The 25,310-nt window shown below is 64.9% G+C and carries 23 protein-coding genes and 1 tRNA gene; 8 read left to right on the plus strand and 16 right to left on the minus strand.

The genetic code is table 11. The features are described from left to right. Positions 1–4: 4 nt before the first annotated feature. Positions 5–1,150: an efflux RND transporter periplasmic adaptor subunit gene (locus tag RSPPHO_RS06155; RefSeq protein WP_014414402.1), complete on the minus strand. Its 1,146-nt coding sequence runs from the start codon at positions 1,148–1,150 to the stop codon at positions 5–7. A gap of 299 nt (positions 1,151–1,449) precedes the next feature. Here RSPPHO_RS06155 and dprA point away from each other — a divergent pair, with 299 nt between their 5' ends. The 4 genes from dprA (at position 1,450) to RSPPHO_RS06175 (ending at position 6,805) form a co-directional block, all read left to right on the plus strand. Next, the gene (gene dprA / locus RSPPHO_RS06160) at positions 1,450–2,562 is read left to right on the plus strand and encodes a DNA-processing protein DprA (RefSeq protein ID WP_014414403.1); all 1,113 of its coding nucleotides are present in this window, start codon (positions 1,450–1,452) and stop codon (positions 2,560–2,562) included. 42 nt (positions 2,563–2,604) lie between these two features. Next, entirely contained in the window at positions 2,605–5,349 is a 2,745-nt protein-coding gene (topA, locus tag RSPPHO_RS06165; protein ID WP_014414404.1) for a type I DNA topoisomerase, read from the plus strand. After that, positions 5,346–6,500, plus strand: a complete 1,155-nt coding sequence (locus tag RSPPHO_RS17640; protein ID WP_014414405.1) for a glycosyltransferase family 61 protein — start codon at positions 5,346–5,348, stop codon at positions 6,498–6,500. Before topA ends, RSPPHO_RS17640 begins: the two co-directional genes overlap by 4 nt. 214 nt (positions 6,501–6,714) lie before the next feature. Beyond that, positions 6,715–6,805 (plus strand) — tRNA-Ser (locus RSPPHO_RS06175). A 154-nt stretch (positions 6,806–6,959) separates the two neighbouring features. Here the strand turns inward: RSPPHO_RS06175 and RSPPHO_RS06180 are convergent. After that, positions 6,960–7,826 (minus strand): LysR family transcriptional regulator, encoded by an 867-nt coding sequence (locus tag RSPPHO_RS06180; RefSeq protein WP_041794638.1) that lies wholly within the window; start codon positions 7,824–7,826, stop codon positions 6,960–6,962. 102 nt (positions 7,827–7,928) lie between these two features. On the opposite strand from RSPPHO_RS06180, the gene RSPPHO_RS06185 reads away from it, so the two are divergent. Continuing rightward, positions 7,929–8,864, plus strand: coding sequence for a DMT family transporter (locus tag RSPPHO_RS06185; RefSeq protein WP_014414407.1), 936 nt, complete (start codon positions 7,929–7,931; stop codon positions 8,862–8,864). A gap of 47 nt (positions 8,865–8,911) precedes the next feature. On the opposite strand, the gene RSPPHO_RS17645 is transcribed toward RSPPHO_RS06185, so the two are convergent. The 4 genes from RSPPHO_RS17645 to RSPPHO_RS06200 all read right to left on the minus strand — a co-directional run bounded on the left by RSPPHO_RS17645 (position 8,912) and on the right by RSPPHO_RS06200 (position 13,089). Then, the gene (locus RSPPHO_RS17645) at positions 8,912–10,168 is read right to left on the minus strand and encodes a response regulator (RefSeq protein ID WP_157879108.1); all 1,257 of its coding nucleotides are present in this window, start codon (positions 10,166–10,168) and stop codon (positions 8,912–8,914) included. Next, entirely contained in the window at positions 10,095–11,603 is a 1,509-nt protein-coding gene (locus RSPPHO_RS17650; protein WP_014414409.1) for a PAS domain-containing hybrid sensor histidine kinase/response regulator, read from the minus strand. Before RSPPHO_RS17650 ends, RSPPHO_RS17645 begins: the two co-directional genes overlap by 74 nt. Beyond that, the gene (locus RSPPHO_RS06195) at positions 11,600–12,331 is read right to left on the minus strand and encodes a response regulator transcription factor (protein WP_041794640.1); all 732 of its coding nucleotides are present in this window, start codon (positions 12,329–12,331) and stop codon (positions 11,600–11,602) included. The genes RSPPHO_RS17650 and RSPPHO_RS06195 overlap by 4 nt, the downstream gene beginning before the upstream one ends. A 191-nt stretch (positions 12,332–12,522) precedes the next feature. After that, the gene (locus RSPPHO_RS06200; protein ID WP_014414411.1) at positions 12,523–13,089 is read right to left on the minus strand and encodes a helix-turn-helix transcriptional regulator; all 567 of its coding nucleotides are present in this window, start codon (positions 13,087–13,089) and stop codon (positions 12,523–12,525) included. Between the two features lie 97 nt (positions 13,090–13,186). On the opposite strand from RSPPHO_RS06200, the gene RSPPHO_RS19740 reads away from it, so the two are divergent. Together RSPPHO_RS19740 and RSPPHO_RS06205 are read left to right on the plus strand one after the other, a co-directional pair. After that, positions 13,187–14,485, plus strand: coding sequence for a hypothetical protein (locus RSPPHO_RS19740; RefSeq protein ID WP_157879109.1), 1,299 nt, complete (start codon positions 13,187–13,189; stop codon positions 14,483–14,485). Between the two features lie 249 nt (positions 14,486–14,734). Then, the gene (locus RSPPHO_RS06205; protein ID WP_014414412.1) at positions 14,735–15,313 is read left to right on the plus strand and encodes a recombinase family protein; all 579 of its coding nucleotides are present in this window, start codon (positions 14,735–14,737) and stop codon (positions 15,311–15,313) included. 61 nt (positions 15,314–15,374) lie between these two features. Here the strand turns inward: RSPPHO_RS06205 and RSPPHO_RS06210 are convergent, their stop codons facing one another. The 4 genes from RSPPHO_RS06210 to RSPPHO_RS06225 form a co-directional block, all read right to left on the minus strand. Further along, complete coding sequence (locus tag RSPPHO_RS06210; protein WP_014414413.1) at positions 15,375–15,851, minus strand: GNAT family N-acetyltransferase; 477 nt, start codon at positions 15,849–15,851, stop codon at positions 15,375–15,377. Beyond that, the gene (gene tsaB, locus RSPPHO_RS06215) at positions 15,848–16,528 is read right to left on the minus strand and encodes a tRNA (adenosine(37)-N6)-threonylcarbamoyltransferase complex dimerization subunit type 1 TsaB (protein ID WP_014414414.1); all 681 of its coding nucleotides are present in this window, start codon (positions 16,526–16,528) and stop codon (positions 15,848–15,850) included. Before tsaB ends, RSPPHO_RS06210 begins: the two co-directional genes overlap by 4 nt. After that, the gene (gene ddpX / locus RSPPHO_RS06220; RefSeq protein ID WP_041796734.1) at positions 16,525–17,094 is read right to left on the minus strand and encodes a D-alanyl-D-alanine dipeptidase; all 570 of its coding nucleotides are present in this window, start codon (positions 17,092–17,094) and stop codon (positions 16,525–16,527) included. The genes tsaB and ddpX overlap by 4 nt, the downstream gene beginning before the upstream one ends. A gap of 122 nt (positions 17,095–17,216) precedes the next feature. Continuing rightward, positions 17,217–17,780 carry a NifU family protein gene (locus RSPPHO_RS06225; protein WP_041794645.1) on the minus strand — a complete coding sequence of 188 codons (564 nt, stop codon included), beginning with the start codon at positions 17,778–17,780 and terminating at the stop codon, positions 17,217–17,219. 307 nt (positions 17,781–18,087) lie between these two features. On the opposite strand from RSPPHO_RS06225, the gene RSPPHO_RS06230 reads away from it, so the two are divergent. Next, positions 18,088–18,840 carry an ABC transporter ATP-binding protein gene (locus tag RSPPHO_RS06230; protein ID WP_041794650.1) on the plus strand — a complete coding sequence of 251 codons (753 nt, stop codon included), beginning with the start codon at positions 18,088–18,090 and terminating at the stop codon, positions 18,838–18,840. Between the two features lie 69 nt (positions 18,841–18,909). Here the strand turns inward: RSPPHO_RS06230 and katG are convergent, their stop codons facing one another. From katG to petA, 6 genes are all read right to left on the minus strand, one after another. Beyond that, positions 18,910–21,057, minus strand: a complete 2,148-nt coding sequence (gene katG / locus RSPPHO_RS06235) for a catalase/peroxidase HPI (protein WP_041794651.1) — start codon at positions 21,055–21,057, stop codon at positions 18,910–18,912. Between the two features lie 180 nt (positions 21,058–21,237). After that, positions 21,238–21,882, minus strand: coding sequence for a GTP cyclohydrolase I FolE (folE, locus tag RSPPHO_RS06240; protein ID WP_051013999.1), 645 nt, complete (start codon positions 21,880–21,882; stop codon positions 21,238–21,240). A gap of 209 nt (positions 21,883–22,091) precedes the next feature. Then, on the minus strand, positions 22,092–22,484 hold the full coding sequence (apaG, locus tag RSPPHO_RS06245) for a Co2+/Mg2+ efflux protein ApaG (protein ID WP_041794652.1): 393 nt from the start codon (positions 22,482–22,484) through the stop codon (positions 22,092–22,094). A 135-nt stretch (positions 22,485–22,619) separates the two neighbouring features. Continuing rightward, positions 22,620–23,444 carry a cytochrome c1 gene (locus tag RSPPHO_RS06250; RefSeq protein ID WP_014414421.1) on the minus strand — a complete coding sequence of 275 codons (825 nt, stop codon included), beginning with the start codon at positions 23,442–23,444 and terminating at the stop codon, positions 22,620–22,622. A gap of 27 nt (positions 23,445–23,471) precedes the next feature. After that, positions 23,472–24,695, minus strand: a complete 1,224-nt coding sequence (locus tag RSPPHO_RS06255) for a cytochrome b (protein ID WP_014414422.1) — start codon at positions 24,693–24,695, stop codon at positions 23,472–23,474. Positions 24,696–24,708: 13 nt separating this feature from the next. Then, entirely contained in the window at positions 24,709–25,260 is a 552-nt protein-coding gene (petA, locus tag RSPPHO_RS06260) for a ubiquinol-cytochrome c reductase iron-sulfur subunit (RefSeq protein WP_041794653.1), read from the minus strand. Positions 25,261–25,310 lie beyond the last annotated feature (50 nt).

Here is a 25,310-nt window from a genome sequence, read left to right on the forward strand (position 1 = left end):
GTCCTCAGCTCTTGGCCGGCGGCGGCGCGGCCACCCGCACGGGGATGCCGGGCTTGAGGCGTTGCAGGCCCTGGACCACCACCTTGTCACCGGCCGAGAGGCCCTCGGTGATCAGCCAGCGGTCACCGAGCGCCTGACCGACCTGGACGGGGCGCGGCGCGACCTTGTTCTCGGCATCAACGACCCACACGATGGCACTGCCATCGGGCCGGCGGACCAAGGATTGCTGCGGCACGAGAAGAGTCTCGTCACGCACCGCCTGCTCGACCACGGCCCGCACGAACAAACCGGGCAGCAGCACGCCTTGGGGATTGGGGAACTCGGCGCGCAGGCGAACCGAGCCGGTACTGGGATCGACGGTGACCTCGGCGAACTGCAAAGTGCCCGGGATTTCGTAGGTCTGGAGCCCGTCGATCTTGAGGCGCACCGTGGCCACCGGGGCTTTTTCCACCCGGCCGCTGTCGATGTCCCGGCGCAGGCGCATCAACTCGGCGCTGGATTGGGTGATGTTGACATTGATGGGATCGAGTTGGGTGACGGTGGCCAGGGCCGCGGTTTGGCTGGCGGTCACCAGCGCGCCCTCGGTCACCGCCGAGGCGCCGATGCGCCCGCTGATGGGGGCCAGGACCTTGGTGTAATCCAGATTGATCCGCGCCACCTCGACCGCCGCACGGGCCACGCCGATGGCGGCGTCGGCCTCGGCGTCGGCGGCCACCGCGTCGTCGAAGGTCTGACGGCTGACCACGTCGCCGGAGACCAGCTTGCGATAGCGCTCGGCCTTGAGGCGGGCGGCTCGCGCCGTGGCCTCGGCTTTTTCCAGTTCAGCCCGGGCCTTTTGCAACTCCGCAGCGTAGGGCGCCGGGTCGATCTGATAGAGCTGCTGGCCGGCCTTGACGTCGGTCCCTTCGGTGAACAGCCGCTTTTGGATCAGCCCCCCCACCTGGGGCCGCACCTCGGCCACGCGGTAGGCGGCGGTGCGGCCGGGCAACTCGGTGGTCAACCCCACCCGCTGGGGCTGCACCTCGACCACCGCCACCTCGGGCGGCGGCGGCGCGGGCGGCGGGCCGGCGGTTTTCTCGTCGCAGGCCGCCACGGCGAGCCCCAGCATCACGAAAGCGCCAGCGCGACCAAGGGTGTAACGCTTGACCATGAGTGTCCTCTTGCGCGCAAAACCGTCCTTCGACGGCCGATTTTTGAAATGTGCTTTACATTACCGGCGACAGAAGGGGGCGCAAGGCCGTGCGACATTAAATTTACGAGAGAAATCCCGCACCCCCCCTCTCGCATTGGCTGCTTTCCCCAGGGAGATACCCTAAGGAACGCAGGGGGCCTGGGGGAGGCCCGCCTCCCCAGCCTTCCTTTTTTCTTTCCCCCTGTTGCCCCCTCTTCCCGAAACACCTTTTTAGAGTACCCTCCCCCAAAGACCCAACCACTCCCGGGGGAACCACGGTGCTGACCGCCGCCGAAAAACTGGATCGCCTGCGCCTGATCCGCTCCGAAAACGTGGGACCGGTGACGTGGCGCAAACTACTGGGCCGCTACGGCAGCGCCACCGCCGCGCTCGACGCCCTGCCCGACCTGGCGCGGCGCGGCGGGCGGGCCAAGCCGATCAAGGTTTTTCCGGCGGCGGCGGCGCGGCGGGAACTCGATGCCCTCACGGCCCTGGGAGCCCAGATGCTGTTCCTGGGCGAGCCCCCGTATCCCCTCCCCCTGGCCGCCCTGGAAGACGCCCCGCCGATCCTGTGCACGCTGGGCTCGCCCGGCCTCCTGACGCGGCCCATGGTGGCCCTGGTGGGCGCCCGCAACGCCTCCGCCAACGGGTGCCGGTTTGCCGAGCGGTTGGCGGCCGAGTTGGGACAGGCGGGCTTGGTGGTGGTCTCCGGGCTGGCCCGGGGCCTGGACACGGCGGCGCATCAAGGCGCCCTGAGCGGCGGCACCGTGGCGGTGATGGCCGGGGGGGTCGATGTGATCTACCCGGCGGAAAACGCGGCACTTTATCAGCGGATCGTCGAGGCGGGCTTGGTGGTTTCGGAAATGCCGCCCGGGGAGCAGCCGCAGGCCCGGCACTTTCCCCGGCGCAACCGGATCATCAGCGGGTTGGCGCTGGGCGTGGTGGTGGTGGAGGCATCGCCGCGCTCGGGCTCGCTGATCACGGCGCGTCTGGCGGCCGAACAGGGCCGCGAGGTGATGGCCGTCCCGGGCTCGCCGCTCGATGCCCGGGCCCAGGGCACCAACGGCCTGATCAAGACCGGAGCGGCCCTGATTGAAAACGCCGCCGACGTTCTCCAGGTCCTGGAGCCGCTGCTGACGAGGCCGATGGGCGAACCGCAAAGCCAGGTTTTTGTCCCGCCGCCGCCGGCCGCGACGTCCGAGGCCGACATCGAGGCCGCCCGGCCGCGGGTGCTGGCGGCCCTGGACTGGAGTCCCGTCCCTGTTGACGAACTCATCCGACGATGCCAATTGTCACCCGCCGTGGTGGCCGTTGTTCTTTTGGAACTGGAGCTCGCCGGGCGTTTGGACCGTCATCCGGGGAATCGGGTCGCCCTGGCGGCTGCCCCCTGACTTTCCCGTCCTTCCCGGGTCCCGTAGGAGTCCTTCCGGCTCATGCACGTCGTCGTCGTCGAATCTCCCGCCAAGGCCAAGACGATCAACAAGTATCTTGGCAAGAACTACAAGGTTCTGGCCTCGTATGGCCATGTCCGTGACCTGCCGCCCAAGGACGGCTCGGTGCGGCCCGACGAGGGCTTCGCCATGGACTGGGAGGTGGACGAACGCTCCGAGCGCCACCTCCGAGAGATCATCCAGGCCCTGGAACACGCCGACGCCTTGCTGCTGGCCACCGACCCGGATCGCGAGGGCGAGGCCATTTCGTGGCATGTGCGCGAGGTGCTGGAAAGCCGCAAGGCCCTGGTGGGCAAGTCGGTGCAGCGCATCACCTTCAACGCCATCACCCGCTCGGCGGTCGAAGAGGCCCTGAACAACGCCCGCGACCTCGACCACCCCCTGGTCGAGGCCTATCTGGCGCGCCGGGCGCTTGACTATCTGGTGGGCTTTACCCTGTCGCCGGTGCTGTGGCGCAAACTGCCCGGCTCGCGCTCGGCGGGACGGGTGCAGTCGGTGGCGCTGCGGCTGGTGTGCGAGCGCGAACAGGAGATCGAACGCTTCGTCACCCGCGAGTACTGGAGCGTCGAGGCCCTCCTGGCGACCGAGGCCGGCCAACCGTTCAAAGCCCGCCTGACCCACCTCAACGGCCACAAGCTCGACAAGTTCGACCTGCCCGACAAGACGGCCGCCGACGCGGCCCTGGCGGCGGTCGAAGCGGCGCGGTTGAGCGTGGCCACGGTGGAGCGCAAGCAGGCCAAGCGTCACCCGGCGGCGCCGTTCACCACCTCGACCTTGCAGCAAGAAGCCTCGCGCAAGCTCTATTTCAGCGCCCGCCAGACCATGACCGTGGCGCAAAAGCTCTACGAGGGCGTGGACCTGGGCGGCGAGACCGTCGGCCTTATCACCTATATGCGAACCGATGGCGTGTCGATCGCCCCCGAGGCGGTGACGGCGACCCGCGCCTTGATCCAAGACGAGTTCGGCCGCGACTACCTGCCCGACCAGCCCCGGGTCTACAAGACCAAGGCCAAGAACGCCCAGGAAGCCCACGAGGCCATCCGCCCCACCGACGTCAGCCGCAGCCCGGCCGAGGTCGCCCCCTTCCTGACCCAAGAGCAGCGCAAACTCTATGAGTTGATCTGGAAGCGCACCGTCGCCAGCCAGATGGCCAGCGCCATTCTTGATCAGGTGGTGGTGGACATCACCGACCCGGCCCGCACCGTGGTCTTGCGGGCCACCGGCTCGGTGGTGCGCTTCGACGGCTTCTTGAAGGTTTACCGTGAGGACCACGACGACCGGCCCGACACCGGCGACAGCAGCGACGACGACGAAAACCGCCTCCTGCCCCCGCTGGCCGAAGGCGAGGCCCTGACGCGGGAATCGGCGCGGGCCGACCAGCACTTCACCCAGCCGCCGCCGCGCTATACCGAAGCCAGCTTGGTGAAGCGCATGGAAGAGCTGGGCATCGGCCGGCCCTCGACCTATGCGTCGATCCTGTCGGTGTTGCAAGACCGCGAGTACGTCCGGCTCGATAACCGCCGCTTTGTGCCTGAAGATCGGGGCCGGCTGGTCACGACCTTTCTTGAAAACTTCTTCTCACGCTACGTCCAGTATTCCTTCACCGCCGATCTGGAAAACCAGCTCGACGAGATCTCCGATGGCGCCCTGGGCTGGAAGACGGTGCTGGAAGCCTTCTGGCGTGACTTCAAGGCCGCCATCGACGACACCGCCACCCTTCGGGTCTCGGAAGTGCTCGATGCCCTCGACGCCGAGTTGGGCCCGCACCTGTTTCCGCCAACCGCCGATGGTCGCGACCCCCGTGTCTGTCCGGTGTGCAACAGCGGCAAACTGGGCCTGAGAATCGGCAAGTTCGGCGCCTTCGTCGGATGCTCCGGCTATCCCGAGTGCAAGTTCACCCGGCCCMTGGTGGCCAAGGGCGACGGCGAGGGACAAGCCACGGGCCTGGAAGACGGCGTCAAGGTCCTGGGCCTCGCCCCCGATGGCGAGGAAGTCACCCTGCGCAAAGGCCCCTACGGCCCCTATGTGCAAAAAGGCGAAGCGGCCAAGGCGGAAAAGGGCAAGAAGGCTGTCAAGCCGCCGCGCGTCTCCATTCCCAACACCATGGAACCGGCCGGCATCGACCTCGACATTGCCCTCAAACTGCTCGCCTTGCCGCGCGACATCGGCGAGCACCCGGAAACCCACGCCATGATCACGGCGGGCATCGGGCGCTTCGGCCCCTACCTCAAGCACGGCGACATTTACAAGTCGGTGCCCAAGGACGAGGATATCTTGTCGATCGGCCTCAACCGGGCCGTGGTCTTGCTGGCCGAAAGCGCTCGCGGCGGCCGGGCGCGCCAGCCGGCCAAGAGCCTGGGCGATCACCCGGAAGACGCCAAGCCGGTGACGATCCACGATGGCCGGTTCGGCCCCTACGTCCAGCACGGCGCCACCCGCGCCACTTTGCCCAAGGGCGAGGACCCGGCCGGCCTGACCCTGGAGCGGGCGCTTGAGGTGCTGAAAGCCCGCCTGGCCAAGGATGCCGGCGCGCCCGCAGAAAAGAAAACCGAGAAGAAGAAAGCCGCGCCGCGCAAGACCCCCACGACCCGCAAGGCCAAGGCGCCGGCGGCGGAAGACGAAAGCACCGCCAGCCCCGAAGCCGCGTCGGCGCCCGCCAAGAAAACCCGGCGCAAGAAGGCCGCCGAGGAAGAGCCGCCGTTTGAAGGCCAGGGGGCCCCGCCATGACCCTCCCGTTGCGCATCGACCTCGCCGACCTGGAAGCCCTGGATCGCGCGACGGTTCGCGAGGTGGCGCCAGCGGTCAAGATCTTGCTGGCCCCCCTGGCCTTCGGCGTGCGTTGTTTTGATCAAAACCGGGTGATTGAACGTCCCTACCCCGGTGCGTGGCGCGAGGACGCCTACACGGCTCCGGCGATCCGTGTGGCCCGGGTGCGTGATGCGGTGGTCCAGTCGTGTTGCGGGGTCATGCTGGTCGGCCTCCCCAACCCGGAGGGGCCGGGCGACTGCCTGCATATGGTCAACGAAACGCTGCACAACGTGGTGTTTGAAGAACACCTTTTGGTCGTTGATCCTGAAACCGGAAAACTCATCGAACTGCAAAGCGCCGGCATCAACCGAGTCGCCGGTCGGGCGGTGCATTTGCTGGGAGGCGGTGAAACGAATTACTACCACTGGCAGGTGGATGTCCTGGCCAAACTGCCGCAGCTCCTGCCCGACCACCGCGACGACCTGTTTTTGCTGCCGCCGATCACCCTTCCCTTCCAGCAAGAAACCCTGGCGCTGGCGGCCGGCGCCCGCCCGCTACGCTTTCACGAAATCGATCGAGGCCGCACCGTTGTTGTGGACGACTTGGTTTTCGTCCCCAACCTGAACGACTTTGGTTGGAATTTGCGCCACGAGAACCTTGATCTTTATCCCGGCCTGCGGCCCCGAGGCCCGGGAGAGCGCAAGCTCTATCTCGCCCGGGGCCCCTCGGCCAAGCGCCCCTTGGTCAACGAACCAGAGATCATCGCCCGCTTGGCGGCGGCGGGCTTCGACATCATCCCCCTGGAAGGCGTGTCGGTGCACGAGCAAGCCCGCTTGATGGCCGAGGCCCGCGTCATCGTGGCGCCCCACGGCGCGGGGCTGACCAACTTGGTGTTTTGCGGCCCCGGCACGACCGTGTGCGAACTGCACATGGACAGCTACCTGAACTGGGTCTTCCGGCGCATGGCAAATCTTCTGGGGCTGCGCTATGGCTGCGTGGTGGGGGAGACCCTGGGCGCCTGGGATCCGCTGGCGCCGCATGACAAGCCCTGGCGCCTGCCCCTCGAGGACTTGGAGGCCGCCTTGAGCGAGGCGGGGGCCCTCTCCCCTCCCTCCTGGACTGTTGCCTGATGGGGTGGCGCGGGGCGGCAGTCCGATGATCCCAAGCAAAACCGGATCCTCCTCACGGTCCCCCGGCGTTTTGCCGACAGCGCCGAAAAAAATCACCCCTGGATAAAAAAGGCCTTGCCCCCTCCCAGAAATCCGATTAGTTTCCGCCACCTGCCGAGCACCCCTCCCAAGGGGAGTGACGCGGTCCCTGGAGCAATCCGATGGGGCCTCCGGCGGAGGGATGGCCGAGCGGTCGAAGGCGCACGCCTGGAAAGTGTGTATACGCCAAAAGCGTATCGTGGGTTCGAATCCCACTCCCTCCGCCAATTTTAGTTAAAAATGACATCTTCAAACCCGGCTTCTGCCGGGTTTTTGCTTCGGCTCAGAAGATCAGAAGGATCGCGGGGGAAGCTGTTCCCCGTCGCCTCCCAAAAGACGGCGCACCTCCCCAGCCTTTCCTTATCGTCTCCCCCCTTGCCCTCACCCCCCCGCGCCAAACTCACCACGCCGGGCGGTGATCGCGTCAGTGATGACCTCGGCCACGGCGGCAACGCGGCGGGAGCCGGCGAGGTCGGCGTGGGAGACCATGAAAACGGGACGCTCCATGGCGCCGCCGTCCGGCAACCGTGCGGCGATCAGGGTCAAGCCGGCCGGCCGGGCCAGAAAGTGCGGCAGCACGGCCACGCCCAGACCCTGGCCGACCGCCTTGATCTGAGCCTCCAGCGTGTTGACGGCAAAGCGCGGCGTGTCCGGCCCGGCGAAGGCCCGGGACCAGGCGAGAACGGTGCCGAGGCTGAGGTGCTCGGGCCAGGAAACCTGCCGCCGCGGCCGCGCGCCGTCCGGCGGGCCATAGAGGCCAAACCCCATCACCACCAGTTGGCGCACCCGCAGATGCCCATGATCGGGCCGCAGCATGCGCAGTGCCAGATCGGCATCGTGGCGGTGCAGGTTGACGGCCTGCGTGCTGAACAGGATCTCGACATCCAGGCCGGGATGCGCCGCCAGCAGGGGGGCGAGGGCCGGGATCAGGAGGGGGGTGATCAGGCTCTCGATGCTGGCGATCCGCACATGGCCCCGGATCTGGTCCTGCTCACCCGCCTCCTGGCGCAGCCCGGCCAGCGCCTCCTCGGCGGCTTCGGCACGCGGCAAGAGAGCGAGGCCCTGGTCGGTCAGGCTGTAGCCGCTTTGATGACGCAAGAACAGGGGCACGCCGAGCGCCGCCTCGAACCGCTCAATGCGCCGCGACACGGTGGCAACGCCAGCCCCCAACCGCCGCGCCGCGCCGGTCAGGCTGCCTTCGCGGGCAAGCGCCAGAAACACGCGCAGGTCGTCCCAGTTGGGGGGCATGGCTTTCCATAATCCGAAAACGGGTTTCCCTATTCTTCCATATCCGGGGCAACCTCGAAAGGGGATCATCGGGGCCATTCCCCTCCTCTTGAGGCTGATCCCATGACCGACTCCTCCCTTGCCTCCCGAGCCCTGCCCCTGTCCTTGCCCTTGGACACCCGGGCGTTTCTTCTGAGCGCCCTGGCCGCCGTGTTCTGGGGCACCAACTTCGAGGCCACCCGTATCGTCCTCACGGAGATGGCGCCGTGGACGGCGGCCGCCCTGCGCTTTGTCCTGGCGGCGGCGGCGGCCGTGCTGTGGCTGGCCGCGACGCGAGGCCTTGATTTCAGCGTCTTGCGACGCAACGCGGTGGCCTTCGCCCTGCTGGGGCTGATTGGCGTCACCGGGTTCAACGCGGCGCTGTTCTTGGGGATGGCGACCTCCAGCCCGGTCACCGCCGCCCTCATCATGGGCACCAGCCCGTTGACGACCACCGTTTTGGAGTCCTTGTTTCACCGCCGCCGCCCGACGGCCCTGACGCTGGTGGGCCTTGGCGTGAGCCTGATGGGTGTGGCCCTGACGGTCGGGGCGTTTTCGGGGGCGCGCCTTGCGCCGGGGGATTGGCTGATCGCCGGCGGCAGCGTCGCGTGGGCGCTCTATTCGGTGGGCTGCCGGCGCTGGGTCACGCAAGCGACGGCCCTTGAAACCACGGTGTGGACCATGGTGTTTGGCGCCGCCGCACTGGCCGCCATCGCCTTTACGATGGAGACCCCGCTGCGGCTGCTGAGTGACGCGTCGCCGGTGTTCTGGCTGGCGAGCGGGCACATGGCGCTGATCGGCTCGGTCCTGGCCTTTGTTTTCTGGCAGGTTGGGATTGCGCAACGCGGCGCGGCGGCGACCTCGGTGTTGTTCAACCTTGTGCCGGTCTCGGCGCTGGTCGTGGCGGCGGCGGTGGGGCGGATGCCCGACTGGTCGCAGGGTCTGGGAGTGTTGGTGGCGATCGCCGGGGTGGGGCTGGCCAGCCGGGCCCAGCGCCAGAAGCCTGTGGCCTCGCGCTAAAGAGAGAAGGCTGGGGAGGCGGGCCTCCCCAGACCCATTTTATTTGGTCAGGACACCTCCTGGGAAGGCGGGGCTTCTGGGGCCTGGATCAAGGCGCGCACGTCGGCGTAGGCCGTTTCGACGGCGGCCAGGAGGGGGGCAAGATCCTCGAAGGAAGCCTCGGTGATGGACTGCTCTTCCAAGAGGTCGAGGCGCGCCGCCAGCACCAGGGCGCAGGCATTGCGGGCGGCGCCTTTGGCGGCGTGGGCGGCTTGGCGCAGGGCCGGCCGGTCGTGGGCGGCAAGCGCGGCATGCAGGGGGGGCAGGGCCTGATCGAAGGTCTCGACAAAAAAGCCCATGAACTCCCGAACGGTTTCTGGGTCATCGGTCCCGATGATGTCGGCAAATTTTCGCAAATCCAGGACCCGCTCCACCGGGCGTTCCTGGGAAACGACCGCCGACACGGAGACGGGGGAGGAGACCGTCGAGGGCAGCCACTCGTCGAGAATGGCGCCCAGGGTTTCAAGGGCGACCGGCTTGGTCAGAAAATCGTCCATGCCCGCATCCCGGCAGCGTTGCATTTCCGATTCCACGGCATTGGCCGTCAGAGCAATGACGGGAAGGCGAGGGCCTCCCTTGCTTTCTTGCTGACGGATGCGTCGGGTCAGGTCGTAGCCGTCGAGCCGGGGCATGAGACAGTCGGTGAGGAGCAGGCCGTAGGCTTTTTGCCTGAGCATGTCCCAGGCCACCTCACCGTCACTGGCCATGTCAAACGGGTGCCCCAGTTCGCCCAGTTGGCGAGAGATGACCCGTCGATTGATGGCGTTGTCCTCGGCCACCAAGATGAGCCGGCCCTGGGCCAGGGCTTGGTCGGGGGTCAGGGAGACGGGCGCCGAGACCGGGGCGTCGCTTTCCTCGTGGAGCGTGGCGCGACCGGTGGCGGTGAGAAGGGCTTTCAGCAAGGCGGTCGCCCGCGGCGGTTTCAAGAGCGGGGGCGACAGGGCGAGCGCGTCGCAGCGGGATCGGGCCTGATCGAGGGGGCCGCGGGTCAGGGGCACGATGCGCTCGGGCCCCAACCGCTCGATCAGGGAGCGCAAGGCCACCGCGGGGGTATCCTCCAGATCGACTAGGGCGACCTGGAAGGGCTTGGCCTTGTCGAGCAAACGAGCGAGGGCCTCGGGGGCGCCGGTTTCAACCCCGGCCCCCAGGCGACGCCCTTGCGCGGCAAGGGTGGCCCGGGTTTCGGGCAAGTCATCCACCACCAGAAGGCGCACCCCCTCCAGGGGTTTGGCCGGCGGGGCCGGGGAGGGATCGGGCGCGGCCACCAGCGGCACCTCGACCCAAAAAGGTGCTGCCCTGTCCGGGAGTGCTGCTGACCCCAAGGGTGCCGTGCATCATCTCGACCAGACGGCGGCAAATCGACAGCCCAAGGCCGGTACCGCCGAAGCGCCGGGTGGTGGAGCCATCGGCCTGGGAGAACGGCTGGAACAGGCTTTGTTGCTGGGCCTCGCTGAGGCCGATGCCGGTATCGGTCACGGAAAAGCGCAGGCGACCGGTTTGATCCGGTTCCTCGATCCCCTCGACCCGCAGAAGAACGCGGCCGCGATCGGTGAACTTGATGGCATTGCCCAGAAGATTGAGCAAAATCTGGCGCAGCCGCACCGGGTCGCCGAAAAAGCCCGAGGGCAGGAGATCTTGAACCCACCAAGCAATTTCAAGGTCCTTTTGCTGGGCCCGGGGCACGACGACATGAACCACCACCTCGACCCACGCGCGCAGGCTGATGGGCAGCCATTCCAGGGTCAGTTTCCCGGCCTCGATTTTGGAAAAGTCGAGGATATCATCAATGATGGTCAACAAGGCCGAGGCCGATTGGCTGACAATCTCGACCATTTCCCCCTGCTCGTCGGACAGGGGGGTGCGGCCCAGAAGATCCAGCATGCCGAGCACCCCATTCATGGGCGTGCGGATCTCATGACTCATGGTCGCCAGGAAGGAGGACTTGGCCTGGGTCGCCTGCTCGGCGGTTTCCTTGGCACGCTGGAGGGCTTCCTCGGCCCGTTTGCGCTCGGTGATGTCGGTGACGCCCACCAGGACCGATCGCTCGTCCCGGACAATGACCATCTGGCCGGAAATCAGGGCAAAGAAGCTTTCGCCGTAGTCGGTGGCCAACTCGGCCTCGAAGGCATCGACAAAGCCGCCCTCGCACAATTGGGCGAGGAAGTCCTCGGCGGCCCGGGGGCCAAGGAAACGATGCAAGGTCAGGCTTTCCGGGGCATCGGTGGACGCCTGCCCCCCCAGCGACAGCAGTTCAGAGGCTCTGCGGTTGATCCTGGTGACAACGGCGTCCTTAAGCCGGACCAGGAGCATGGCCAGCGGCCCGGCCTCGAAGAACCGGCGCAGGCTCTCTTCGGCCAGCTTGCGCTCGGTGATGTCGGTCATGCCGACCAGGATGGAGCGGGTGTCGTCGAGAGCGACGATCTGGCCCGACAGGCTGCACGGGAAGGCCTCGCCGTAGGCGGTCATGGGCAGGGCCTCGTAGTCGTCGAGGAAGCCGCCGTGCTTTTGCAATGAGGCCAGGAACTCCTGAAAGACCCGCGGACCAATGATGGCGCCCAGGGTATCCTCGGGCTTCAACTCGATCATGAACAGTTCAACGGCCCGCCGATTGGCCCGGCGGATCTCTCCCCCCGGGAACTGGCACAAGACCATGGGCAGCGGGGCGGCGTCGAACAACAATGAGGAGGCATCGTTGGTCACCGCGGTTCCTTTTTGGCCGGAACGAGGATTTCCAGGCTCTGAAGGTTGAGGACGTCTTGCAACTCCTTGAGACGACGAATAAAGCGCTCGGTCAGGGCCGTGCCGCGCCGGATCAGGAGATCGCCCGAGGGACTGAGGATGTTGCGCGCCACGAGAACCCCGGGCTGCAACGCCTCCAGCGCCACGCGGCGGATCTGGTAGTCGGCCTTGTCCTCGACGGGGGCGGCGGTGCGGGGGGTGCCCAGCGGGTCGTGGCCCAGGAAGCGGCGATTGACGGCCTCAATGTCCACCGCCTCATACTCTTCCACCGGCTTCAGCTCCGGGGGTTCGGCCAACACTTTTTCCAGCCGGGCCGACAGAATCATCTTGGAGGCCGGCTTGGCGATGAAGGAATCGACATCCAGGGCAATGGCCGCCTGGACCAACCCAAAGTCGGCGTTGCCGGTGAGCATCAAGATGCGGTGGTCGCGGGGCAGACGCGTGCGACCGGTGCGCACGGCCTTAAGCACCTGCAAGCCGTTTAGGCCCGGCATGTTGAAATCAATGATCGAGACGTCCGGGGCCTTGCCTTCTTCGTAAAGATCCAGCGCCTTCTGGCCGTTGGGGGCGTCCAGGATGGCGGAAAACCTAAGGTCCCTCAAGATCCGCACTACGATGGACAAGCTGAAGGGCTCGTCGTCCACGACAAGGGTTTTGATGGACGCAAAATCGACGATTGCCTGATCCATGGGAGCCTCCCCACCTCTCCAAACGCAGAGGCACCGAAAGGAGGCAGGCCCGCCTCGCTCCCCGCACCACATACCCTTTAGAAGCTATTTTACCGCAAAAAAGGGGGAAATCAAAGCCCCCGAGGCCTCCCCCAAAAGATAGGCTTCTCGCCGTATGACCACCCCCGGTTCTTGAGGGGCGGAGCGGTGGGTTAGCGGGGCGGGCGCAGGGCCGAGGGCGCCACGCCAAAATGGCGGCGAAAGGCGGTGGACAGGTGGCTCGGGTGATAGCCGATGGCATAAGCAGCCTCGGCGATGGTCAGGGCATCGGTCTCGATCAGGCGTCGGGCCCGTTCCAGGCGCCGCGCCTTGACAAAGGCATAGACCGGTTGGCCAAACAGCCGGGAAAACCCCCGCGACAGGCTGCGGGCACTGAGACCCACGGCGCGGGCCAACTCAGGCACGCTGGGTGGCGCCTCCAAAGTGGCCAGCAAGATGTCGCGGGCCTCGTACAGCCGTTGGGTCCCGGCCAACCCCAGGGGCGCCGGGTCGCGGGAGGGCAGGGCGAGGCTGGCCAGCAGCTCCAGGCCTTTGGCCGACAGATAGAGCGAGCGGCCCGGGGCATCCGCCGGGCAGGTCAGCATTTGCCAAGCGACGGCCCGCTGGCTCGCCTCGCATCCCAGCCGGGGGCCGTCCGGGGTCCAGGCCGGCACCGGCAAATCGGCGACCTCGCGGCCCAGCAGGGCCTGGGCGTCGTCGGGAACGACCCGGACGAACACCGAAGCCCTCCACACAGGGGGTCTTGCGCCGCCCCGAAAGCACAATCTGAAAGAATTTAAGTGGAATATACATCCTGCGCCAGAGAATGGCGCAATTATGCCGGACTGCATCGCGCTTGGCTTCGATGAAGAACAAGGCCTGTTCCTTCCTTATATCATGGCATCGACAGCTTCTACCGTTGTTATGCCTTTGACATCCCAAAAATTACTTGTTGGGACTCGCCCAGGCAGGGCAACTCCAGATATTTCTAGATTTAATTATGATGCATCAGAGTGTAGCGATGAGATTTTTATCGCAACATCATCTAATTATGCGAATTTAAGTGAACAAATTGGGAAGCGCTGGGAAGGAAATATCGCCTCAATTGTAAACGATGCATTAAGAGACATCTGGGATCTCAGTCCATCACAAAACAAAACAACGCCCCCAACAGTTTTTGGGCCTGCCTTAGGTTACGAACTAACTTTTATTGGCTTTTCTAAAAAAGAAGAGATTGATTATCTCAGTATAATTATCCCGGATATTGTTAAAAAAACATCTCCTCGACTAAACCTAACGCATTTAGATGGCATTACGTTCACATCAGATTTTGACAAATCAATTAGTGAACTAAGTAATTATTTTTCTAATAACGCACATTACGAGGAAGATCCAGACTTTATTGTACCGAGAGCCGCCGCTCTTTTAGTGACGAAAAATGGGAATATAATGGTACGCATCGTTCTTGATAAAATATTTGCCATGTCATTTTTTGGTGGTGAAGTTCAAATTAAAGAGATTGCGTTGCATTTAATTGTCGCTGGTCTATCTATTGCAAATGTGGTTAACAAAATCGAAACTACACTACCAGGTTTCCTATCGCAGTCTGTAAATAAAAAAGATTATGATGGAGAATTACATCTTGCTATGCGTAAGGCATTACGTGCTTATCGCTATGCTTATGATAGTGCAAATTTTGGGGCAAATGATATTTTTGAAGATTTTTTTTCAAATAACCTTGCCAAATCCCTCGAATTATTCAGAAGTAATATTCTGAAATCAAAAGAGATACACCGAGTAGATCGCGATCATATTAAACTTTTTCGTGCCTCCCACCGTGCCGTGACCGAAATCTTGATTGACTCGGCCCGGCTAATTGGCCATCTCGACGGCCTTGGGAAAGCTCCCTTGCCGACTCCAGAAACGCCTGCTGGAGCCGCGATAGCCGCGCAACAGCTTACTGGGTGGGTCAATGCGTTTGCGTATGATCTGCAACATTTTTGGAAAAAGGAATCATGGACGCGTAAAGAAATTTATGCGCTGAACATTCATGTTGAGCGCCTATTGTGGCCGTACAAAATTTTTATTTACCCCGCCGATAATGGTCAGGGAACCATGATTTTATCATGGTCATAATTTTTTTATAATCCCCCCAATCTCAATCGTTGCGACTTAAAATTATTGGCTGGAGTAGACGGCCGGTAACAAATGGAGTGACAAGAACTTTGAGATGACCAATTTGGATCCGAGGGGTCTGGGGAGGCCGTGCCTCCCCAGCCTGTCCTTGTCCTTGCCCCCTGATCCCCCAAAGACACCTCCAGTCCGTCAAGCCCCGGCGGACGTTCCATGGTATAAGAGGAAAAGTCCCGACGACAGGAGACGGCGATGCTGGTCGGATACGCCCGCGTTTCCACGCAAGAACAGGACCTCGCCCTGCAACTTGACGCCCTAAAGGCAGCCGGCTGTGAAAAGATCTTTACCGAGAAGGCTTCCGGGGCCCAGCGGGACCGCCCCCAGCTTTTGGCCGCCTTGGACTACACCCGAACCGGCGACACCCTCGTGGTCTGGAAGCTCGATCGACTGGCCCGTTCCTTGAAGCAGTTGATCGAAACCGTGGAAGACTTGGGCGGTCGCGGGATCGGCTTTCGCTCCCTCACCGAAGCCATCGACACCCAAACCACCGGCGGCCGCCTTGTCTTCCACCTGTTCGCCGCCCTAGCGGAGTTTGAACGCGGCGTGATCCGGGAACGAACCCGCGCCGGCCTGGAGGCGGCCCGGGCGCGCGGCCGGGTCGGCGGCCGCCCCCCGGCCCTGACCGCCAAGGACCTGACCGTCGCCAAGGCCTTGTTGCGTGATCCCGAAATCTCGGTTGAGGATGTGGCTCGACGCCTGGGGGTCGCGCCCTCGACCCTGTATCGCTACCTCCCCAAGGCCCGCAGCGCTGTTTTGGCGTCAGAGTCCTAGAGGGAGGCGCGAGCGCGTGATCCAGGGCAGGCTGGTCCCCAGCCCCCCTCGTTGCTTGAACTCAGCCCTTCAGGTCGCGCAGGCAGCGCCCGAGGATCAGGGCATCGGCGGTCGAGCCGTCGTCGCGGCTGTAGTAGCGGGGCCGTCGGCCGCGCGGGGTGAAGTCGCGGCTGTTGTAGAGAGCCAGAGCCGGTGGATTGTCCTCGGCGACCTCAAGAAGCATGGTCAAGGCGCCCTGGTGGCGGGCGAGCCTGAGGGCGTGGTCGAGCATCAAGCCGCCCACGCCGCACCGCCGCGCCTCGGGGTCCACGGCCAGGGTCAGGATTTCCGCCTCGCCGGCTGTGACCTGGACCATGACCATGCCGAGCGGGGGATCTTGGCCGGCCAACAGGGCCGACACGCCGGGCAGGAGCAGCAGGTCGCGGATCTCGCCGGCCGACCACGGGCGCTCGCGTCGGGGGGCAAAGGCGGCCTCGTGCAACACCGCCAAGACCAGGGCCGCCTCGCCGCCGACCGCCAGGATCTCCGGGGGGCTCATGCCCAGAGCCGCCCGCCGTTGGGCGCGAGGACGGCGTCGGGGGGACGCAGATAAAGCGGCAGGGGGGCAAGCGCCGCTTCAGGGGGACGGCGTGCCGCCAACCGGGCCACCCGCACCGGATCGGGAAAGACCACCACCGGCGCCCGACCGACCTTGAGCGCCCCATCGCCCGCGACAAAGGACGCCCCCTCGGCCAGGGCCTGCGCCTCGTCGAGGCTGACGGCGCGGGGCGAATCCACCGCTCGGGGCAAACCCTGGGCATCCCGCCCGGCAAAGCGCTGCACGAAGAGATCGCCGCGCTTGGAATCGATCACCACCAGCACCGACGCCTCGGACGCGGCGCGATCGTGGTCCATCACCGCATCGGCCAGGGCTTCGGCCACGCCGACCCCGCGCACCGGGCAGCCCAAGGCGACCCCCAGACCACGCGCTGTGGCCAGCCCGACCCGCAAGCCGGTGAACGAGCCGGGGCCAATGGTCACGGCCACCTGCCCCAGGGCCGAAGGGGTCTGGTCGGCCTCGGCCATCACGGCGGCGATCAGCGGGACCAGAGCCTCGGCTTGGCCGCGCTCCATGGGCTGGTGCCGGGTCGCCAACACGCCATCGGGCGAGACCAGGGCAACGGAACAGGCAGCCAGGGCGGTATCAAGGGCCAGGGTCAGGAAACCAGGGGTCACGATGCCGGCTCCGCCATCATCTTGGTGCCAGCGGCACCGTCAGACAGCACCGGATAGCGCTCGCGCGCTTTGAACAACTGGTAATGCCACCACTCATTGCGGTAAAAGTCCCATCCGGCCGCGGTCATGATCCCCAGGAGCAAAAAGCGGTTGCGCTGCGCCTCGGCGCTGAGGGTGGTGGCGCCATGGTGCGAGGCCGGGGTCAGGTCGTCAAAACCGGTGCCCATGTCGAGCCGCGCCCCGGTCGCGGCATCGGCCAGCGTTAGATCGACCGCCGCGCCCATGCTATGGGGCGACCCGCGCCGGGGATCGCTGATAAAGGTCGGATCGGGCGTGTGGTTCCACAGCAGCCACTGCGCCTCGGAGGGACGAAAGCCATCGAACACATGCAGCCGCAAGCCCTGGCGGGCCGCCAAATCAACGGCCACGCGCAAGGCGGCGGCGGCATCGGGATGAAGGTAGCACGCCGCCCGGGCATAAACCGGCTGGCCCGTGAAATTAGCGGACGTGGCATAAACAATATCGAGCGTGACGTTAAAGTCCGCCTCGGTGATCTCAGTCAGAATCGACACGAAAAAACTCCCCGCCGGGGCCCACGCATTCGGCTGATGGCCTGCCAGAAGGCCCCCCGCGCCTTCAAACCGCCCAAAAAGAGGGGTCTGGGGAGGCGAGCCTCCCCGGCCTTCCCTTAGCGCACCGCCTCAACAGACTGCACCGCCGGAATATAGTGCCGCAACAGCGTCTCAACCCCGCGCTTAAGCGTCGCCGTCGAACTCGGACATCCCGCACACGACCCGCGCATATAGAGATACACCACCCCCTCGCGGTAGGCATGAAACACGATGTCGCCGCCGTCTTGCGCCACCACCGGCCGCACCCGGGTTTCCAGCAACTCGCGGACTTGACGAACCACCTCCCGGTCGGCCTCGGACAACGCTTCCTCGGCGTCATCGACACTGCCGGCATCGTCGGCCAGCACCGGGGCGTTGGCGGTGAAATGATCCATCAAGGAGCCCAGCACCAGGGGCTTCAACACCGTCCAGTCCTCGGCCTCGGCCTTGGTGACCGTGACAAAATCGGTGCCGAGAAACACCCCGCTCACTCCCTCGATCTCGAACAGACGCTGGGCCAGCGGCGACACCCGGGCCTGGGCGGCATCGGCAAAGTCGCGCCCGCCCTGCGGCAGCACGGCCCGACCGGGCAAAAACTTGAGACTGGCGGGATTGGGGGTCGTTTCGGTTTGGATGAACATGCCAAGGGCCTTTGCAGGGGGAGCCGGCCCGACACCAGCGGGCCAATCACCACAGTCTGGACGTAGGACTTTGCTCACGAGATGGCCCGATTTGCCGCATAAGTCAAGAAGCGTTCAGGATCCTCGCCGGGGGCGGTAGGGGTAAGGGAAGGCTGGGGAGGCTTACCTCGACGCGAAGGGCCTTCGGGAATGAGGGGTCTGGGGAGGCAAGCCTCCCCAGCCTTCCGTTTCTCTCTTTCCCGGGCCCCCTTGCCCGCCCCGGCATGGCCCCCTATGGTTTTTGCCATGCCGCAGCCTGGAGACCCCGATGTCCCACCCCGATTCTCCCGCCCTAGAAGCCCGGGCCCTCACCAAGGTCTATCAGGACCGGCGCAAAGGGAGCGTCACCGCCGTGGACGCCCTCACCTTCACCATCGCGCGCGACCGAGTGGTCGGCTTGCTCGGCGGCAACGGCGCCGGCAAAACCACCACCTTGTCCATGCTGCTGGGCCTGCTGCTGCCCTCGTCGGGAGAGGCGCGGGTGCTGGGCATTGACATGGCCCGCGACCGCCATCGCGCCCTGCCCTTCATGAATTTTTCCAGCCCCTACGTCGATCTGCCCCACCGTCTGACGGTGCGCGAGAACCTGACGGTCTACGCCCACCTCTACGGCCTGCGCCACCCGGCCGCTGCCTTGAAGGCGCGCGCACGGGATCTGGATCTGGAAGACCTGCTGGACCGGCCGGCCGGCGAGCTTTCGGCCGGGCAGAAAACCCGGGTCGCCCTGGCCAAGGCACTCCTCAACGATCCCCAGGTTTTGTTGCTCGACGAGCCCACCGCCTCCCTCGACCCCGACACCGGCGACTGGGTTCGCACCACCTTGGAGACGTGGCGGCGTCGGACCGGGGCAACCGTGCTGTTGGCCAGTCACAACATGGAGGAAGTCGAGCGCTTGTGCGATGACGTCCTGATCATGAAGGACAGCCGTTTGGTCGAGCAGGGCTCACCGGCCGAGTTGCGCGAGCGCTATGGGCGCGATCGGCTGGAGCAGGTGTTTTTGGATATCGCCCGGGGGCGGTGAGAAGGACCGCCCCCTTTTGGGACCCCCCGACCTGGGAAAGCGGGCTTGCCCAGGCCAGGGGGGGGGACGTTACGTCAGATCGAAGCGATCGGCGTTCATGACCTTGACCCAGGCGGCCACGAAGTCGCGGACAAACTTTTCCCGGTTGTCGTCCTGGGCATACACCTCGGCGTAGGCACGCAGCACGGCATTGGCACCGAACACCAGATCGACCCGCGTTGCCGTGGCGTGGACGGCGCCGCTCGCCCGATCCCGGACCTCGTAAAGACCGTGGCCCACCGGGACCCAGGTCAAGGACATGTCGGTGAGGGTGACGAAAAAGTCAGGGGTCAGCACCCCGTCGCGGGTCGTGAACACGCCGTGACGGCGGCCACCGTGGTTGGCGCCCAGAACGCGCAGCCCCCCGACCAACACGGTCATCTCGCGGGCCGTGAGCCCCATCAACTGGGTGCGTTCCAGCAACAGTTCCTCGGGCCTCGGGGCGGTCTCGCCCTTCAGCCAATTGCGGTAGCCATCGTGCACGGGTTCGAGCACGGCAAAGGAAGGCGCGTCGGTTTGGGCCTCGGTGGCATCGCCACGCCCGGGGGCAAAGGGCACCTCAAGGGGGACGCCGGCCGCCCGCGCCGCTTCCTCCACCGCCACGCAGCCCGCCAAAACGATGACGTCGGCCAGACTGGCGCCGGTGTCGGCGGCAATGGATTCCAGGACCGAGAGCACCTTGGCCAAACGGGCGGGTTCGTTGCCTTCCCAGTCTTTTTGCGGGGCAAGGCGCAGCCGGGCGCCATTGCCCCCCCCGCGCATGTCCGAGCCCCGGAAGGTGCGGGCACTGTCCCAGGCTGTTGCCACCCGCTCGGCGATGCCAAGACCACTGGCGGCGATCCGGGCCTTGACGGCGGGGATGTCGTAGTCGGTGGGCCCGGCCGGCACCGGATCTTGCCAGATCAGGTCTTCCGCCGGCACATCGGGCCCCAGGTAGCGAGCTTTCGGCCCCATGTCCCGGTGGGTCAGCTTGAACCACGCGCGGGCGAAGACGTCGGCAAAATAGTCAGGATCCTGATAGAAACGTTCGGAAATTGCCCGATATACGGGATCCTTGATCATGGCCATGTCGGCGTCGGTCATGATGGGGGTACAATGGATCGAGGGATCCTCGACATCCGTCGGCCGGTCTTCCTCCCGAACATTAACGGGCTCCCACTGCCACGCCCCGGCCGGACTTTTGCTCAAGACCCAGTCATAGGTAAAGAGCATGTGGAAGTAGCCCCCGTCCCAGCGGGTGGGGTGGGGCGTCCAGGCGCCTTCAATGCCGCTGGTCACCGTGTTGCGCCCCACGCCCCGACCGGTCTTGTTAAGCCAGCCCAACCCCTGGTCTTCCAGGTCGGCGGCCTCGGGATCGGCCCCTAGGTGCTTCGGATCCCCGTTGCCGTGGCACTTGCCCACGGTGTGCCCGCCGGCGGTCAGGGCAACGGTCTCTTCGTCGTCCATCGCCATACGCGCGAAGGTCACACGCACATCCTGGGCGGTGCGCAGCGGGTCGGGCTGCCCGTTGACCCCTTCCGGGTTGACATAGATCAGGCCCATTTGCACGGCGGCCAGGGGGTTGTCCATGACCTCGCGGCTTTTACCTTCATAGCGATTTTCCGCCAGCCACTGCTTTTCCGCCCCCCAGTTGATGTCCTTCTCGGAGTGCCAGATGTCTTCGCGCCCAAAGGCAAAGCCAAAGGTTTTGAGCCCCATCGACTCGTAGGCTAGGGTTCCGGCCAAAATGATCAGATCAGCCCAACTGATTTGATTGCCGTACTTTTTCTTGATCGGCCACAGCAGGCGCCGAGCCTTGTCCAGGTTGACGTTGTCGGGCCAAGCGTTCAGCGGCGCGAAGCGCTGATTGCCGGTGCCGGCGCCGCCCCGCCCATCGGCAATCCGATACGAGCCCGCCGCGTGCCACGCCATGCGGATCATCAGACCGCCATAGTGCCCCCAATCCGCCGGCCACCAGGGCTGACTGGTGGTCAACAGGGCCAGCAGGTCCCTCTTGAGCTGGGCAACATCAAGACGGCGAACCGCCTCGCGATAGCTGAACCCGGGATCCATCGGGTTGGTCTTGGCGTCGTGCTGATGCAAAATGTCAAGATTGAGAGCCTGCGGCCACCACTCGACATTGGATCGCCCAACGGTGGTATTCCCTCCGTGGACAATCGGACAAGTTCCCCCAGCCATCCTAGACTCCCCTTCCCAAAGACAACACACTCAGGGAAGATTGGCCCCCCTCGGCGGGGATCAAGAGGGAAATCTTAGAATAAATATAAATGAAATTGAGTATCGCCACATTTTTGACCCTGCCCCCCCTCTCCTTCCCGAGGGGTCTGGGGAGGCCCGGCCTCCCCAGCCTTCCCTTTCCTAGGCCCCAAGGCTGGCGTCGCGAACTTGCCCGATCAGATGGAGGAACTCGCGCCGGGTATCGGAGTTGTCGCGGAAGGCGCCGAGCATGCGGCTGGTGACCATGGTCACGCCGGGCTTGCGAATGCCGCGGGTGGTCATGCACTGGTGGGCGGCCTCGACGACGACGGCGACGCCCTTGGGCTCCAAGACGGTGTTGATGGCGTTGGCGATCTGGGCCGTCATGGTTTCTTGGATCTGGAGGCGCTTGGCGTAGGCCTCGGCGACGCGGGCCAGTTTGGAAATACCGACCACCCGACGGTTGGGCAGGTAGGCGATGTGAACCTTGCCGATGATCGGCACCATGTGGTGCTCGCAGTGGCTTTCCAAACGGATGTCGCGCAGGAGGACCATTTCGTCGTAGCCCTCGACCTCCTCGAAGGTGCGGCGCAAGATTTCTTCGGGATCGGCGCCATAGCCCTCGAAGAATTCTTCGTAGGCGCGCACGACGCGGGCCGGGGTGTCGAAGAGGCCCTCGCGGTTGGGATCGTCGCCGGCCCAGCGCAGGAGCACACGCACCGCTTCTTCGGCTTCCTGGCGGGACGGCTTGTGGGTGGGATACGACGGCTTGCTCAAAGCTCCGCCCTCAAGAGGATCGAGAACCACGCGCGGCTCTCCCCGGTCGATGATGCTGGTCACGGTTCGGTTCCTTGTCGCACCGGGCCGCCGTGCGGGCTGCCCCGTTGAGGACTCGTGGGGCGGCGTGAGGGTGCACGCGGCCCCGGCGACACCGGGCCTGGGTCCCGGACCTCCCGTCTTTTGGAGGTATGCGCTTTACGACCCCGGTGCCCGGATGGATCACCGGTCGTATAAGCTTAGTTCAAGTTCTTCTCCTGGTGGGGACTATCCAGGCTGAAGGGGGGAATGGCCACGTGGAAGGCCCGGCCTTCCTCGGTAGTCATGAGGTAACTGCCGCTCATCACTCCCGAGGGCGTGGGCAGCGGGGCCCCCGAGGTATAGCCAAACAGGCTGCCCGGCTCCAGCACGGGCTGTTCGCCCACCACGCCGTCGCCGTCGATTTCCTGGATGCGGCCCAGGGCATCAATGATGCGCCAATGGCGGCGGATCAGGCGCACGGTTTCGGCGCCTTTATTCACGATGGTCACGTGGTAGGCCCAAACGAAGCGGCCCGCGTCGGGCTCCGACTGGGCGGGCACGAAAACGGGCTGAACCCTGACCAAAATGCCTTCGGTGGTCTGCTCATACATGGCCGCCCTCGCCACGGTCAGTCGTGTCCACCGACTGACGTGGGGGGACCCCCATCCCCCCTGCAAGGGGGCCGGGGAAAAAAAGGGGGCCGCCGGTGGGGGATCCGGCGGCCCGCTCAGGATGGCGTCAAACCCTTAGTGGTGGACGTTGCGCCAGATGTACTTCTTGAGGCCGAACAGCAAGGTCGTGAGCACGCCGAGATACAGCAAGGTCAGGAGGCCCATGGTCTTGCGGCTTTCCAGCTCCGGCTCGGCCGCCCAGTTGAGGAAGGTGACCACGTCGCGGGCCATCTCATCCACCGAGGGCTCCTTACCGTTGGGCAGGGTCACCGCGCCTTCGCGCAGCTGCGGCGGCATGGAGATCGCATACCCGGGGAAGAAGTCGTTGAAGTACTTCGTCTCGGGGAAGGTGGCGTCGAGGCCGTGCTTCTCCTGCTGCTTCAGCCACCACTCGGCCGGCTGGCCGGGGGCGTCGGAAGCAAAGCCGTGGAGAAGGTTGTAGACGTAATCCGGGCCTTGCTTGCGGGCCTTGGTCATCAGCGACAGATCGGGGGGCACGGCCCCGCCATTGATCATGGCGGCGATCTTGTCGTTGGCGAACGGGCCCACAAAATGATCGGCCGGGGTCGCCGGGCGATCGAACATTTCGCCGTTATCGTCCGGGCCATCCTTGACCTGGTAGCGGGCCGCAATGTCCTTCACCTCGGTCTCGGTGTAGCCGATCTTGAGGAGGTCGCGGTAGTACAGGTGCTTGAGCGGATGGCAGTTGGCACAGACCTGGCGGTAGACCTCGAAGCCGTTCTTGAGCTGCTTTTCGCTATAGCCGCCGAACAGGCCGGTCCAGCTCCAGCTCTGCTTGTCGAGCTGGGGACCGCCGGCGTTGCCCGAGGCCAGGGCCGGGCTGGCCAGGGCCGCCACCAGACCGGCAGCCGCCAGGGTTCTCTTGACGATCGTCTTCATGTCTCGTGAACTCCTTGGGTTTCGCCGTCAGGCCTGGGTGGTGACCGGCGCGCTGATGCTTTCCGGCAGCGGGTCGGGCTTTTCGAACCAGCCCAGCGCCGGGAGGATCACCAGGAAGTGCGCGAAGTAGTAGACGGTCGCGATCTGGGTCAGGGTAATGTAGGGCTCTTCGGCCATCTGAGCGCCCAGCCAGCCCAAGAACAGGCAGTCGGCGAGGAAGGCCCAGAAGAACCACTTGTACATCGGACGGAAGGTGGCCGAGCGCACCTTGGAGGTGTCGAGCCAGGGCAGGACGAACAGCACCAAAATCGCCGAGAGCATGGCCAGAACGCCGCCCAGCTTGTCGGGCACAGCGCGCAGAATGGCGTAGAACGGCAGGAAGTACCACTCGGGGACGATGTGCGCCGGGGTGACCATCGGGTTGGCCGGGATGTAGTTGTCCGGTTCGCCGAAGAAGTTGGGCGCGAAGAAGACGAAATACGCATAGATCAGCAAGAACACGCCGAGGCCGAACATGTCCTTGACGGTGTAGTAGGGGTGGAACGGCAGGTAGTCGTTCGGCGCCTTGCAGTCGATGCCCAGCGGGTTGTTGGACTTCTTCACGTGCAGGGCCCACAGGTGCATCATCACCACGGCGACGATGAGCATCGGCATCAGGTAGTGCAGCGAGAAGAAGCGGTTCAGCGTGGGATTGTCCACGGTGAAGCCACCCCACAGCCAGCGCACCAGATCCTGCCCCACGACCGGCACGGCCGAGACCAAGTTGGTGATCACGGTGGCGCCCCAGAAGGACATCTGGCCCCAGGGCAGCACATAGCCCAAGAAGGCGGTGATGATCATCAAGAAGAGAATGATCACGCCGACCCACCACAAGACCTCGCGCGGGGCCTTGTAAGACCCGAAGTAGAGGCCTCGGAAGATGTGGATGTAGGTCAGAATGAAGAACATCGACGCGCCGTTCATGTGCATGTAGCGCAGCAGCCAACCGTAGTTGACATCGCGCATGATGCGCTCGACGGAGTCGAAAGCGTGGGCAACGTGCGGAACGTAGTACATCGCCAGGAAAATACCCGTGGCGATCATGATCACCAGGGTAATACCGGCCAGAGACCCGAAGCTCCACCAGTAGTTAAGATTCCGGGGAGCAGGATAAACCACCAGCTCCTTGTGCATCAGGGTGACGATCGGCAGACGCTCGTCAAACCAGCGCACGAACTTGTTGTTCCAGGTCGGAGGGGTATACTTCGACATCGTCCGGCGGCTCCTAACCGATCAGGATGGTGGTGTCGTCCACGAACTTGTACGGCGGCACCGCCAGATTGCGCGGCGCAGGCCCCTTGCGGGCGCGGCCGGCCGTGTCGTAGTGCGAGCCGTGGCACGGGCAGAACCACCCGCCAAACTCGCCGCGCGGCTCGCCCGACTTCTGGCCCAGCGGAATGCAGCCCAGGTGCGTGCAGATGCCGACCAAGATCAGCCACTGCTCTTTTTGGACCCGCACGTCATCGGCCTGAGGGTCGCGCAAGGTGCCGACATCGACACCGCGGGCCATCTCGATTTCCTTGGCCGTGCGGTGACGCACGAACACCGGCTTGCCCTGCCAAGTCACGGTGATCGACTGGCCTTCCTGCACCGACCCGATGTTCACCTCGGTGGTGGCCAGCGCCAGGGTGTCGGCCGCGGGATTCATGGAATCAACAAACGGCCAAGCGGCGAGTGCCGCCCCCAAGGCCCCCATGCCGGCACTTCCGTAGATCAGGAAGTCCCGGCGGGGAATTTCCTTCCCCATGATCGTCATCGTCTCTTCGGCTTCAGCCATCCTGATAGTCCTCTCTCGGTTGCCCTCGGCGTTCCGGATCCGGTTTCCCC

The sequence above is a fragment of the Pararhodospirillum photometricum DSM 122 genome, from assembly GCF_000284415.1.
GTDB classification, from domain to species: Bacteria; Pseudomonadota; Alphaproteobacteria; order Rhodospirillales; family Rhodospirillaceae; genus Pararhodospirillum; species Pararhodospirillum photometricum.

What these genes read in the sequence shown, in the direction of transcription:
- RSPPHO_RS06155 (WP_014414402.1), bottom strand. Translation starts at nt 1,150, where the DNA reads ATGGTCAAGCGTTACACCCTTGGTCGCGCTGGCGCTTTCGTGATGCTG.
- RSPPHO_RS17640 (WP_014414405.1), top strand. Translation starts at nt 5,346, where the DNA reads ATGACCCTCCCGTTGCGCATCGACCTCGCCGACCTGGAAGCCCTGGAT.
- RSPPHO_RS06180 (WP_041794638.1), bottom strand. Translation starts at nt 7,826, where the DNA reads ATGCCCCCCAACTGGGACGACCTGCGCGTGTTTCTGGCGCTTGCCCGC.
- RSPPHO_RS06185 (WP_014414407.1), top strand. Translation starts at nt 7,929, where the DNA reads ATGACCGACTCCTCCCTTGCCTCCCGAGCCCTGCCCCTGTCCTTGCCC.
- RSPPHO_RS06195 (WP_041794640.1), bottom strand. Translation starts at nt 12,331, where the DNA reads ATGGATCAGGCAATCGTCGATTTTGCGTCCATCAAAACCCTTGTCGTG.
- RSPPHO_RS19740 (WP_157879109.1), top strand. Translation starts at nt 13,187, where the DNA reads ATGCCGGACTGCATCGCGCTTGGCTTCGATGAAGAACAAGGCCTGTTC.
- RSPPHO_RS06205 (WP_014414412.1), top strand. Translation starts at nt 14,735, where the DNA reads ATGCTGGTCGGATACGCCCGCGTTTCCACGCAAGAACAGGACCTCGCC.
- RSPPHO_RS06210 (WP_014414413.1), bottom strand. Translation starts at nt 15,851, where the DNA reads ATGAGCCCCCCGGAGATCCTGGCGGTCGGCGGCGAGGCGGCCCTGGTC.
- RSPPHO_RS06225 (WP_041794645.1), bottom strand. Translation starts at nt 17,780, where the DNA reads ATGTTCATCCAAACCGAAACGACCCCCAATCCCGCCAGTCTCAAGTTT.
- RSPPHO_RS06230 (WP_041794650.1), top strand. Translation starts at nt 18,088, where the DNA reads ATGTCCCACCCCGATTCTCCCGCCCTAGAAGCCCGGGCCCTCACCAAG.
- katG (WP_041794651.1), bottom strand. Translation starts at nt 21,057, where the DNA reads ATGGCTGGGGGAACTTGTCCGATTGTCCACGGAGGGAATACCACCGTT.
- apaG (WP_041794652.1), bottom strand. Translation starts at nt 22,484, where the DNA reads ATGTATGAGCAGACCACCGAAGGCATTTTGGTCAGGGTTCAGCCCGTT.
- RSPPHO_RS06250 (WP_014414421.1), bottom strand. Translation starts at nt 23,444, where the DNA reads ATGAAGACGATCGTCAAGAGAACCCTGGCGGCTGCCGGTCTGGTGGCG.
- RSPPHO_RS06255 (WP_014414422.1), bottom strand. Translation starts at nt 24,695, where the DNA reads ATGTCGAAGTATACCCCTCCGACCTGGAACAACAAGTTCGTGCGCTGG.
- petA (WP_041794653.1), bottom strand. Translation starts at nt 25,260, where the DNA reads ATGGCTGAAGCCGAAGAGACGATGACGATCATGGGGAAGGAAATTCCC.